General features: G+C 61.4%; 12 protein-coding genes. 4 read left to right on the forward strand and 8 right to left on the reverse strand.

Annotation, left to right across the window (positions count from 1 at the left end; translation table 11 throughout):
* The first annotated feature begins 111 nt into the window (after positions 1 to 111).
* Complete coding sequence (locus ACYQ47_RS34440) at positions 112 to 1,014, forward strand: class II glutamine amidotransferase (protein WP_459909228.1); 903 nt, start codon at positions 112 to 114, stop codon at positions 1,012 to 1,014.
* A gap of 71 nt (positions 1,015 to 1,085) precedes the next feature.
* On the opposite strand, the gene ACYQ47_RS34445 is transcribed toward ACYQ47_RS34440, so the two are convergent.
* From ACYQ47_RS34445 to ACYQ47_RS34470, 6 genes are all read right to left on the reverse strand, one after another.
* Positions 1,086 to 1,811 carry an amino acid ABC transporter ATP-binding protein gene (locus ACYQ47_RS34445; protein ID WP_244826983.1) on the reverse strand — a complete coding sequence of 242 codons (726 nt, stop codon included), beginning with the start codon at positions 1,809 to 1,811 and terminating at the stop codon, positions 1,086 to 1,088.
* The gene (gene gltK, locus ACYQ47_RS34450) at positions 1,808 to 2,485 is read right to left on the reverse strand and encodes a glutamate/aspartate ABC transporter permease GltK (RefSeq protein WP_244826982.1); all 678 of its coding nucleotides are present in this window, start codon (positions 2,483 to 2,485) and stop codon (positions 1,808 to 1,810) included. Before gltK ends, ACYQ47_RS34445 begins: the two co-directional genes overlap by 4 nt.
* Positions 2,485 to 3,225, reverse strand: a complete 741-nt coding sequence (locus ACYQ47_RS34455; protein WP_250462988.1) for an amino acid ABC transporter permease — start codon at positions 3,223 to 3,225, stop codon at positions 2,485 to 2,487. Before ACYQ47_RS34455 ends, gltK begins: the two co-directional genes overlap by 1 nt.
* A gap of 69 nt (positions 3,226 to 3,294) precedes the next feature.
* The gene (locus ACYQ47_RS34460) at positions 3,295 to 4,188 is read right to left on the reverse strand and encodes a glutamate/aspartate ABC transporter substrate-binding protein (protein WP_244826980.1); all 894 of its coding nucleotides are present in this window, start codon (positions 4,186 to 4,188) and stop codon (positions 3,295 to 3,297) included.
* 309 nt (positions 4,189 to 4,497) lie between these two features.
* Positions 4,498 to 5,811 carry a Glu/Leu/Phe/Val family dehydrogenase gene (locus tag ACYQ47_RS34465; protein ID WP_244826979.1) on the reverse strand — a complete coding sequence of 438 codons (1,314 nt, stop codon included), beginning with the start codon at positions 5,809 to 5,811 and terminating at the stop codon, positions 4,498 to 4,500.
* 109 nt (positions 5,812 to 5,920) lie between these two features.
* Complete coding sequence (locus ACYQ47_RS34470) at positions 5,921 to 6,892, reverse strand: LysR family transcriptional regulator (RefSeq protein ID WP_244826978.1); 972 nt, start codon at positions 6,890 to 6,892, stop codon at positions 5,921 to 5,923.
* Between the two features lie 373 nt (positions 6,893 to 7,265).
* Here ACYQ47_RS34470 and ACYQ47_RS34475 point away from each other — a divergent pair, with 373 nt between their 5' ends.
* Positions 7,266 to 8,654: an MFS transporter gene (locus tag ACYQ47_RS34475; protein ID WP_250462980.1), complete on the forward strand. Its 1,389-nt coding sequence runs from the start codon at positions 7,266 to 7,268 to the stop codon at positions 8,652 to 8,654.
* A gap of 23 nt (positions 8,655 to 8,677) precedes the next feature.
* Here the strand turns inward: ACYQ47_RS34475 and ACYQ47_RS34480 are convergent, their stop codons facing one another.
* On the reverse strand, positions 8,678 to 10,561 hold the full coding sequence (locus ACYQ47_RS34480; RefSeq protein ID WP_459909233.1) for an ABCB family ABC transporter ATP-binding protein/permease: 1,884 nt from the start codon (positions 10,559 to 10,561) through the stop codon (positions 8,678 to 8,680).
* Between the two features lie 214 nt (positions 10,562 to 10,775).
* On the opposite strand from ACYQ47_RS34480, the gene ACYQ47_RS34485 reads away from it, so the two are divergent.
* Positions 10,776 to 11,171, forward strand: a complete 396-nt coding sequence (locus ACYQ47_RS34485) for an acyl-CoA thioesterase (RefSeq protein WP_244826974.1) — start codon at positions 10,776 to 10,778, stop codon at positions 11,169 to 11,171.
* Positions 11,172 to 11,186: 15 nt separating this feature from the next.
* Here the strand turns inward: ACYQ47_RS34485 and ACYQ47_RS34490 are convergent, their stop codons facing one another.
* On the reverse strand, positions 11,187 to 11,666 hold the full coding sequence (locus ACYQ47_RS34490) for a nitrate reductase associated protein (protein WP_459909235.1): 480 nt from the start codon (positions 11,664 to 11,666) through the stop codon (positions 11,187 to 11,189).
* A 203-nt stretch (positions 11,667 to 11,869) separates the two neighbouring features.
* On the opposite strand from ACYQ47_RS34490, the gene ACYQ47_RS34495 reads away from it, so the two are divergent.
* Positions 11,870 to 12,063 (forward strand): formate dehydrogenase accessory sulfurtransferase FdhD (locus ACYQ47_RS34495; RefSeq protein WP_459909237.1); only part of this gene is annotated, 194 nt, incomplete at its 3' end.

Here is a 12,063-nt window from a genome sequence, read left to right on the forward strand (position 1 = left end):
CGCGTTTTGCCCGACGCCGTTCGAATTTTGGATGACTGCCCCGGTGATATGCTTGTCGGAAGTATTGTAACAACGGGCTCAATGCCCTTACCGGCTCTCGCTTTCAGCAACATGTGCCAACTTCTCGGAATGAACTGCGCCGAACCGACCGATGTGACGTTCTCGTTCACCGGGTTCGCCGCGCGTGGCGGGGTCACGGATCACCACGCGGACGGCTGGGGTATCGCGTTCTTCGAGGACAAGGCGTGCCGGCTTTTCATCGACCATGAATCGTCCGCCAAGTCGCCGCTCGCGGAGATGGTGAAGCGCTATCCGATCAAATCGAAGAACACCATCGCGCATATTCGCAAGGCGACGCAAGGGCATATCCTGCTGGAAAACTGCCATCCGTTCCTGCGTGAGTTGTGGGGACGGCACTGGATCTTCGCGCACAACGGCGATCTCAAAGACTACGCGCCCGAACTGAACGGCCTGTATCAACCCGTCGGCAACACAGACAGCGAGCTTGCCTTTTGCACGCTGCTGGAAGGTTTGCGCGAGGCGTTTCCGCGCTCGCAACCGCCGCTGGAAGAATTGTTCGACGCGCTCGCCTCGCTCACAGGCGAGATCACGAAGCACGGCGTGTTCAATTTCCTGATGTCCAACGGCCAGGCGCTCTTCTCGCACTGCTCGACGCATTTGTACTATTTGGTTCGCAGTTGGCCGTTTTCGACCGCGCATCTGATCGACGCGGACATGTCGATCGATTTCGCCAAGTACACGACGCCGGAAGATCGCGTGGCGGTCATCGCCACCTCGCCGCTCACCGATAACGAAGTCTGGACGCGTTTTGCGCCCGGCGATCTCGCCATGTTCCAGAAAGGCGCGCTCTCGCGCACGGTGAACATTCCGGTGCCGGATGAAGTCGCGAAGAAGGCCGCCGAGCCGCTTGCCAAAGCGTGCGTGGGATCGGCGCTGAAGATCGAGGAAATTCAGTCGACGGCGTCGGTGGAAACCGAACTCGGGATCGAATAAAACGAATCGAACGCTGAATATAAACGGCCTTCCTCACGGAAGGCCGTTTTGCATGACGCCGCTAAAACGCGTCAATGCAGGATTTTCGCCAGAAAGTCCTTCGCGCGATCCGACTTCGGATTCGCAAAGAACGCTTCCTTCTGGTCGTCCTCGACGATCAATCCCTTGTCCATGAAGATCACGCGATGCGCGACCTTCTTCGCGAAGCCCATTTCGTGCGTCACGCACATCATGGTCATGCCTTCCTGCGCGAGTTCGACCATCACGTCGAGCACTTCGTTGATCATCTCGGGATCGAGCGCGGAGGTCGGTTCGTCGAAGAGCATGGCAATCGGGTCCATCGACAGCGCGCGGGCAATCGCCACGCGTTGCTGCTGACCGCCCGAGAGCTGGCCCGGAAACTTGTCCGCGTGCGCGCGCAGGCCCACGCGATCGAGCAGTTTGAGACCCTTCGTCGTCGCTTCGTCGTTCGAACGGCCCAGCACCTTGATCTGCGCGAGCGTCAGGTTCTGCACGATCGACAGATGCGGAAACAGCTCGAAATGCTGGAACACCATGCCGACCTTCGAACGCAGCTTCGAGAGATTGGTCTTCTTGTCCGTGAGCGATTGACCGTTGATGGTGATCTCGCCCTTCTGAAACGGTTCGAGACCGTTCACGGTCTTGATGAGCGTCGACTTCCCCGAACCCGACGGGCCGCACACCACGACGACCTCGCCTTTCTTCACTTCGGTCGTGCAGTCCGTCAGCACCTGGAACTGCCCGTACCACTTGGAAACATTCTTGATAGAGATCATCTTGCGACCTTTTTCTGAAGACTTTTTACGAGTGCCGATGCCAACACGCAAACCACGAAATAGCACGCGCCGGCGAACAGCACCATCTCGACGGTCGTGCCGTCGCGGTCGCCGATGTTCGTCGCCGTGCGGAAGAAGTCCGCGAGACTGATCACGTAGACGAGCGACGTATCCTGGAACAGGACGATCGCCTGCGTGAGCAACAGCGGCACCATTGCGCGGAAAGCCTGCGGCAGCACGACGAGTTTCATCGCCTGGCCGTAGGTCATGCCGAGTGCGAACGCCGCGTTCACCTGACCGCGCGCCACCGCCTGAATGCCCGCGCGAATGATCTCCGAATAGTACGCAGCTTCGAAGAGCGAGAACGCGACCATCGCGGAAGCGAGGCGAATGTCGATATCGGCGGATAAGCCGAGCACATTCTGCAGCAACTGCGGCACGATCAGGAAAAACCACAGCAACACCATCACGAGCGGAATCGAGCGGAACACCGTGACGTAAGCGCTCGCGAACCACTGCAAGGGCTTCACACCCGACAGACGAAACAGCGCGAGCACCGTGCCCCAGACAATGCCGATCACGATGGCGAGCACCGTGATCTGCAGCGTGATGATGGCGCCCGTCCACAGCGTGGGCCACGCGCCCACAATGCCGCTCCAGTTGAATTGATGCATTACTTGCCTCCGATGTAGCCAGGCAACCGGGTCTTCGCTTCGACCCAGCGCATCAGGTTCATCACGACGAGGTTGATGAGCATGTAAGCGAGCGTCACCGCGATGAACGACTCATACGTCTGCGCCGTGTAGTCGACGAGTTGCCGCGCCTGCGCCGAAAGGTCGAGCAGACCGATGGTCGACGCGACCGCCGAATTCTTGAACACGTTGAGGAATTCCGACGTGAGCGGCGGCACGATGATGCGATAAGCGACCGGCATCAACACATAGCGATACGTCTGCCATTGCGTGAAGCCCATTGCGAGACCCGCGTTGCGTTGACCAGGCGGCAGCGCGCTGATGCCCGAGCGCACCTGTTCGCACACGCGCGCGCCGGTGAAGAGTCCGAGACAAATGATCGACGAGGAAAAGAACTGCGCCGATGGCGGCAGTTGCTTGAACCAGTTGCCGATGGAAGGCGGCAGCAACTCGGGTATCACCAGATACCAGACGAAGAACTGCACGATCAATGGAATATTACGGAAGATCGCGACATAGACAGTGCCGATGGCCGCCAGGAAGCGATTCGGGACCGTACGCAAGATGCCGAACAACGAGCCGACCACAAGCGCGATCACCCAAGCCGCGAGCGACACGGTAATCGTCACCCAGAAGCCGGAAATCAGCCAGCCGAGATACGTGGTGGGCTCGCCGGTCGAAACCGGACTCAGCAGAATGCCCCAGTTCCAGTGGTAAGACATGGACCTCACTCCAAAAAGAAACGGAAGAAGCAAGCTCCTTCCGTCTCGTTCGCTCGATAGTCGAACCGGTTAGTCGATTACTTTGTCATTCGGGCTCTTGAAGAGAGCCTTGATGTCGTCGCTTTCCGGGAAGTTGAGGTTGAGGCCCTTCGGCGGAATCGGGCTTTCGAACCACTTCTTGTAGATCTTGTCGGCGTCGCCCGAGGTTTCCACCTTGGCGATGGCGTCGTCCACGACCTTCTTGAACTCGGGGTCGTTCTTGCGCATCATGCAGCCGTACGCTTCATGCGATTGGGGCGCGCCGACGATCACGAAATCGTTCGGCGTGTTGGACTTGGCGCGTTCGCCCGCGAGCAGCGCATCGTCCATCATGAACGCGACGGCGCGGCCGGTCGACAGCGTGAGGAACGACTCGCCGTGATCCTTCGCGCTGATGATGTTCATGCCCATGCTCTTGTCCTGATTCATCTTGCGAAGCAGGCGCTCGGAAGTCGTGCCGGCGGTCGTCACGACCGTCTTGCCCTTCAGGTCCGCCCAGTCCTTCACGCCGGAATCCTTCTTGGTCATGAGGCGCGTGCCGATCACGAAAATCGTGTTCGAGAAGGCCACTTGCTGCTGACGTTCCGCGTTGTTCGTGGTCGAGCCGCACTCGAGGTCCACCGTGCCGTTCTGCACGAGCGGAATACGGTTTTGCGACGTGACCGGCGTGAGCTTCACCTTCAGATTCGGCATGTTGAGCTTCTGCTTGACCGCTTCCACGACCTGCAGCGCGAACTCATGCGAATAGCCGACGACGTTCTGCTTGTCGTCGTAGTACGAGAAAGGAATGGACGACTCGCGATGCCCCAGCGAGATCACACCCGTGTCCTTGATTTTCTTGAGCGTGCCGGCGTCTTGCGCGTGAGCGCTCGCCGCGATGAATCCGAGCGCGGCGATGAGCAGCGCAGCTTTTTTAATCTTCATGTGTTCGATCTCCTGTGGCAAAAATCGGGGCAAGTTTAGCAGGGTAATTATTCTGAAAGAATGATTGTTAACCCACTCTGTCTTATTTTCGGGATGTCGGCGGAAAGGTCACCGGCATTGGCGCTTGAGCACTTACTTCAGTCGAGCCGTGTCGCGACAGAAAACCGCGATGTTATAGCAATCCTCATGCAAATGCGGGCGACGTCCCGAAGGAGCGTCGCCCGCAAATTTCATCGATCGTTCATGCGGCACGCGTCATGCGAGCCGCTTGCCTCATGCCACATCCGACACGAGTGCGTGGCCATGCGATCAGGGATACAGGCCGCGCATTTCACGGGCCATGAGAATGCGCGTACAGGCCACGATGAAGGCCGCCGTGCGCACCGAAACCTTATGCTCGCTCGCCACTTGCCAAACCGCCGCAAACGCTTCACGCATGACACGTTCGAGCCGCTGGTTGATCTCGTCCTCGGTCCAGAAGAAGCTGGAGAAGTCCTGCACCCATTCGAAATACGACACCGTCACACCGCCCGCATTCGCCACCACGTCGGGGATCACGAGCACGCCCTTGTCGTGGAGGATGTCGTCGGCGGCCGTCGTGGTCGGGCCGTTCGCGCCTTCCACGACGATCTTCGTTCTGATCTTCGGTGCGTTCTTCTCGGTGATCTGGCCTTCCAGCGCGGCCGGAATGAGGATGTCGGTCTCGATGGTCCAGAACTCGTCCGCCGATACCGGATCGGCGCCAGCAAAGCCGCCTACGCCGCCGTTCTGCGCGACGTGCTCGGCGAGCGCGAGCGTGTCGATACCCTTCGAGTTGTACAGCGTGCCCGTGTGATCCTGCACCGCGATGACCCGCGCGCCCGCTTCCTGGAACAGCCGCGCCGCGATTCCGCCGACGTTGCCGAAACCCTGCACCGCGATACGCGCGCCTTCGATCTCGAGCCCCATGCGACGCGCCGCTTCCGAGCCGACGACGAACACGCCGCGCCCCGTCGCTTCCTTGCGACCGAGCGAGCCGCCAAGCGCGATCGGCTTGCCGGTCACGACGCCCGTAGCCGTTTGCCCCTGGTTCATGGAGTACGTGTCCATCATCCAAGCCATGATCTGCTCGTTCGTGTTCACGTCCGGCGCGGGAATGTCCGTGTTCGGCCCGATGATGATGCCGATCTCGCTCGTGTACCGGCGCGTCAGACGTTCGAGCTCGCCACGCGATAGCATGCGCGGATCGACGCGAATACCGCCTTTCGCGCCGCCGTACGGCACGTTCACTGCCGCGTTCTTTACCGACATCCACGCGGACAAAGCCATCACTTCGGAAAGCGTCACGTCCTGGTGATAACGCACGCCGCCCTTGCCGGGACCGCGCGACGTGTTGTGCTGCACGCGATAGCCTTCGAAATGCGCGACGGTGCCGTTGTCGAGTTCGATCGGGCAATCGACTATGAGAATGCGCTTCGGGCGCTTGAGGGTTTCAAGCCAACGGGAGAGAGAACCGAGATACGGTGCGACGCGATCGACCTGCTGCAAGTAGTTGCCCCAGGGGCCGAGATCGTCGGCATGGAGGTACGACGGGATCGCGTGTTTGGCGTCCGGCGCTTGCAGCGAGTGCTTCGAAGAGGACAATTGATGCTCCAGCGGTGAAGGAATGCGCCCATTGTCGAAAAACAGCGTGCGCAATGCCAATGCCGTTTGCTCATTCGATCATGCGTTTCTTGCATAACGTAGCAAACGCTTATCCACCGGGCTTTTGCGCCGATGCATCGAGCACTTCTTCGCCTACTGCATCCCATAGCGCGCGGATCAACGCCTGACGCGGTTCCTCCCCTTGAGCGGCCAGTTTGTCGCGGTAGAGGCGGATCTCCATCGTCAGCGTGAACTGACCGGCGCTCGTGCCGCGTGTTCCCCTGTCGAGCCGGATCAGCTTGCCTTCTTCCACTGCGTCTTCGACCGCGCTGTGCGGCAGGAACGCGACACCGTGACCGGCAAGCGCCATTGCCTTGAGGCCTTCGGCCATGTCGGTCTCGTAGACCTTGTCGAGATAGAGGCGCGTGGGCGCCGTCGCGATGATCACCTCCGTCATGCGGCCGAGATACGCGTTCTGCGTGTAGGACAGATACGGCGCGGGCGCATCCGCGCTTGCGGGCAGCGTGTAGCGCGCGCGTCCGCCCTTGTTGGGCGCGGAGAACGGACTGATCGGCTCGCTACCGAGCGTGAGCATGTCGTAGCGCGCGGGATCGAGCGCGACGGGATGACTCGGATGGTGATAGCCCATCACGAGATCGCAGCCGCCTTCGACGAGCGACAGCACCGCGTCGTGCACGTTGAGCGCGCGCAAGCGTGTGCGGATGCGCCCGAGCCGCGCTTCGACGTGTTCGAGCCAGCGCGGGAAATAAGTCAGCGACAACGTGTGCGGCACCGCGAACTCGATGGTCGCCGCGGGCACGCCGCCTTGACCCCGCAGCAGCATGCGGGCTTCGTGAAACTGCGAAAGCATGGCGAGCGCTTGCTCGTAGAAGACCTGACCGGCTTGCGTGAGACGCGTCGGATACACCGAACGGTCGATGAGCTCGGTGCCGAGCCACGCTTCGAGCGCCTGGATGCGCCGCGAAAACGCGGGCTGCGTGATATGCCGAAGTTCTGCCGAGCGGCTAAAGCTGCGCGTCTCCGCGAGCGAGACGAAGTCTTCGAGCCATTTGAGTTCCATCGTGGATGAGCGCCTTGCGCGCGCTATGCGGCGAAGAAAGCATTTTATAGGGATGCGCCCTGCACGCCCCATGAACCTCACGCAAGCGCGACGCACCATACCCATGCGGCTCGCGCACGAACGCGGTGCCGCAGCGCGCGCCTCGTCGCGTGGACATAAGGCGGGCAAGCGGCTCGCAAGCGTAAGCGGCACATGCCCTCAAGCCTCGCCGACAAGGGCGTCGCGCAGCCAGCCGATTGCGCACACATTTCTTTGGCATGGTGCTTGCAAATTTTCCTGGTCCCGCTCAAGCCGATTGCTCGCCTATGCGCTGCCTGCTGATCGGTCAACCAGGCAGAAGCACTTCGCCACACGCCTACATCTGGAATTCGCAATGTCCAATCTGATCGCATCGCTCAAGAGCGGCAACTGGCGCTCGCTGCTCGCCTGTTTCCTGTACTTCGATACAGGCTTCACCGTCTGGGTGCTGTATGGACCGCTCGCGCCGTTCATCGGCCGGGACATCGCGATGACAGCGGCGCAGCAGGGTTTTCTCGTCGCGGTGCCGGTGCTCGCGGCGGCGATTCTGCGCGTGACGCTCGGCAACCTCTATCAATCGACCGATGGCCGTCGCGTCGCGCTGATGGGCGTCGTGCTCTCGTCGATTCCGTCGATCGTGCTGCCGCTGTTGCCCGGCGCGCCGTCGTATGCGCTCTTGCTCGTGCTCGGCGTGTTCCTCGGCATGGGCGGCGCGAGCTTCGCCGTCGCGTTGCCGATGGCCGGCAGCAACTATCCGCCGAAGGTCCAGGGGCTGGTGCTGGGTCTCGCGGCTGCGGGCAACATCGGCGCGGTGCTCGACGGCTTCCTGTTCCCGCATCTCGCCGATGCCTTCGGCTGGCAGCTCGCCACCGCCGCAGCACTGCCGTTGCTCGCGCTGACCGCCATCGCGCTGTACGCGTGGGCATCGGATCTCGGCGAGAAAAGCGGCAGCACATGGCGCGCGCTGTCGAGTTTCGCGGTGACGCTCGTGAGCCTCATCGTGCTGGTGCTGGCGGTGAGCGGCGGCGTCTTCGGTGCAGGACGCACAGGCGTGTTGCTGCTGCCGGTGATAGGCGCGATCATCGCCATCGCGGTGTTGCCGGGCCGGTATCGCACCGTGCTGCGCGAGCGCGATACGTGGGTCATCATGCTCATCTACAGCATCACGTTCGGCGGCTTCGTCGGCATGTCGTCGTATGTGACGCTGCTGCTTACTTCGCTCTATCAGATGCCCAAGCTCGAAGCCGGGCTTTTCATGTCGCTGCTCGCGTTTCTCGGCGCGATCGTGCGGCCCTTTGGCGGCTATGTCGCGGATCGCGTGACCGGTGTGCGTGCGCTGCTCGTGCTGCTTGCCGTGATCGCCGTGGGCGACTTTGCCTTCGCCATCTGGATGCCGCCTGTCGCCGGCGGTCTGGCATTGCTGATCTGCCTGTATATCGCGTTCGGGCTTGGCAACGGCTCGACGTTTCAGCTCGTGCCGCATCGCTGGAAGGGCAAGACGGGCTTGCTGTCGGGGATCGTAGGCGCGGCGGGCGGTATCGGCGGATTCTATCTGCCGGTGGTGATGGGCATTGCGAAGGAAAGCACCGGCAGCTATCAGATGGGCTTCGCGACTTTCGGCGTGATCGCTACGTGCGCGTTCGGTGCGCTGTTCGTGCTGCGCGCGCAGTGGCTGCGTTGGTCATCGACGGCGGCGCTCGGGGCCGAAGGCATGGCGATGAACGGCGCGCATGCGATGGAGTAGCGCGTATTCCGAGGCGAGGGCGATCAAACCCCCGCCGTATCCCGCTGCCCCATCGCGGCGACATCATCGCTGCCGCGCTGCTGCTGAAGCGCCCACATTTGCGCGAAGAGACCACCCGCACGCAGCAGTTCCGCGTGCGTGCCGCGCTCCACGATGCGCCCGTGATCCATCACGATGATCTGCTGCGCATGCACCACCGTCGAAAGCCGGTGCGCGATGATAAGCGTGGTCCGCTCGCGAGCGATGTTATCGAGTTCATGCTGGATTGCGCGCTCCGACTTCGAATCGAGCGCGGAAGTGGCTTCGTCGAAGATGAGGATCGGCGGATTTTTCAACAGCGTGCGCGCGATGGCCACGCGCTGCTTCTCGCCGCCCGACAACTTGAGGCCGCGTTCTCCGACCGGCGTGTCGTAACCCGCGGGCAGCGTTTCGATGAAGTCGTGGATATGCGCCGCGCGCGCCGCCGCGATCACTTCATCGCGCGATGCAGTGGGCTTTCCGTAAGCAATGTTGTAGTAGATCGAGTCGTTGAAAAGCACGGTGTCTTGCGGCACGATTCCAATTGCCGCGCGCAACGAATCCTGCGTCACGTCGCGAATGTCCTCACCATCGATCAGAATGCGGCCGCCCGCCGCGCGGTCGAGATCGTAGAAGCGAAACAGCAGCCGTCCCAGCGTCGATTTACCGGAGCCGCTATGACCCACCACCGCCGTCGTCGTGCTAGCGGGAATGGCGAAGTCGATGCCATGCAGGATGGGCCGCGCCGCCTCGTAGGCAAAGTTCACGTTCTCGAAGCGCACCGCCGCGCCCTTCACCGCAAGCGGCCGCGCATCGGGCGCGTCCGGCACTTCGCGGCCCGCGCCGAGCAGCGTGAACATGCGGTCGGTATCGGTCAAAGCCTGCTTCAATTCCCTGTACACCACGCCGAGAAAGTTCAGCGGAATATACAACTGCAGCATGAAGGTGTTGATGAGCACGAGGTCGCCGAGCGTGAGCCGTCCGGCCATGACGCCCTGTGTCGCGCGCCAGAGAATGAACACGAGCCCCGTGCCGATGATCGTCTGCTGCCCGAAGTTGAGCATCGACAAGGAACGCTGCGACTGGATCGCCGCCGTTCTATAGCGCTGCAAATTCTCGTCGTAGCGGCGCGCTTCCCACTCTTCGTTGCCGAAGTACTTCACCGTTTCGTAGTTGAGCAGGGAATCTATCGCGCGGGCGTTCGCCTTCGAGTCGAGATCGTTCATCGTGCGGCGAAAATGCGTTCGCCATTCCGTCACCTTCACGGTGAACACGATATACGTCACTAACGCGATGAACGTGACGATGGCGTAATACGCTTCGTACTTCGTCGCGAAGAAGGTGAGCACGAGCCCCACTTCGACGAGCGTCGGCAGAATGCTGTAGAGCGAATACGACACGAGTTGCTGAATGCCGCGCGTGCCGCGTTCGATATCGCGCGACATGCCGCCCGTTTGCCGCTCCAGATGAAAGCGCAGCGACAGCGCGTGCAGATGCCGAAACACCTTGAGCGCAAGCTGGCGCACCGCGCTCTCCGTGACCTTCGCAAAGAGCAGTTCGCGCAGTTCGGTGAAGATCGAAGTCGACAGCCGCACGAGCGCATAAGCGATGACCAGCAACCCGATTCCACCGATCAGCACGAGCCCCGGCGCGTCCTGCGCGCGGCCAAGCGCGGTGAGATGCTGCACGGACGAGAGGCTATCGACGATATGCTTCATCACGATAGGCACGCCAAGGTTCGTCACCTTCGCACCGATGAGACACGCAAGCGCGAACGCCACGCGCATCTTGTACGTGGCGAGGTAAGGCAACAGCGAGCGGATCGTCTGCCAGTCGCGGCGCGAGCCCTTGGCGGGCGCGCCCGTCTCTCTCGTGGGGATGCGGCGCATGAGTCGTATTTTTCGGGCGCCTTCGGGCACGTTGCGCGGGGGCGGCGTTTCAGACGCTTGGGGTTCTTGCGGGAGCGCGATCTACGCGTGCTATCCCGGTACAATTCGCGAGACTCGCTGGCTTGCTGCTCGCGAGTCATCTATACATATGCATTGTCGCAGAAGGTTCAAGGCCCCGCTCACGGCCGCTGCGACGCAACACCGGACCCTTTCCATGCCCCAAGAATCCAGTCTTCCCCAAAAGCCGGTCGCCCTGCGTGTCGTTCCGCAGCCCGCCGACGCCAACGTGCACGGCGATGTCTTCGGCGGCTGGATCATGGCGCAGGTGGATATCGCGGGTTCCATTCCCGCGAGCCGGCGTGCGAACGGACGCGTGGCGACCGTCGCCGTAAACTCGTTTCTGTTCAAGCATCCGGTATTCGTCGGCGATCTGCTGAGCTTCTACGCGGACATCGTCAAGACGGGCAACACGTCGGTGACGATATCCGTCGAGGTCTATGCGCAGCGCATGAGTCTCGCGGAAGAAGTGGTCAAGGTGACGGAGGCGACACTGACTTATGTCGCCACGGATCGCGATCGTCGCCCGCGCGTGTTGCCCGCGCTCGATTGACCTTCTCGCAGACGTCTATTCGGTCAGGCCGAATTCGCGCATGGCCGGCAAGAAGTCGTGATTGAGTTTGTCTGCGTTGCGCGAGAGCTTGGCTAGCGCGTAACGCTGGAAGCGATCGAGCTTGCCCCAGCGCGACAAGCTCGGCGCGCTCACACCAGCTAGACTGCTCTGACGAATCACGGATTCAGGCACGGCATCGGCATGTGCCCAGACGGGATCGGTGTCGCGCTCGATTTGTTCCGGCGTGGCATTGGCATGTGTTTTCAGCATCTCTTCGAGCGCGAAATCGAAGTTCTTTTCGAGTTCCGCATCGTCTTCCACGGGAAAGCGTGCAAGCAACGCGCGATCTTCATACGGAAGCTGTTGCCATTCCTCGAGCGCGATACGCATGCCAAAGCGATCCAGATTGAAGCGCACGGCAAGCGGAATGAAACGCAAGTTGTCCGAGGATTCAACCTCGAAGCCGAAGAGACGAGCGGCGTCGTAAAGTCCCATGACGTTAGCCTCGTTGGATTGAGGGGCGCGCGCGGCGCGCATCGCCCGCTTAAGTTATTGTAGGGCTCTGAATCTGGCTGGAACCGTTGCAAATGAACCGCTGGCGCGCGCTTTAGAAAACGCGGACAGCATGACATGGCAGCAAGTGTCATACCCACACTTTACTTGAACGCGGCGGCCATGCGGTAAAGAAGGAGCAGCAAGTGAGTCGACTCGATACCGACGATCAACCCGGCTATGTCGAACGCAACGTGCGCAGACATCGCAAGGGCGAGAGCACGATCGTCACGGATAACGTGGGCCAGGAATGGCCCGTTGCGCTCGTCTACAACGGCATTTCGCACGCGGTCATGATGTGCACGCCGCGCGATCTCGAAGCCTTCGCGGTGGGCTTCTC

Source organism: Caballeronia sp. HLA56 (assembly GCF_054655155.1).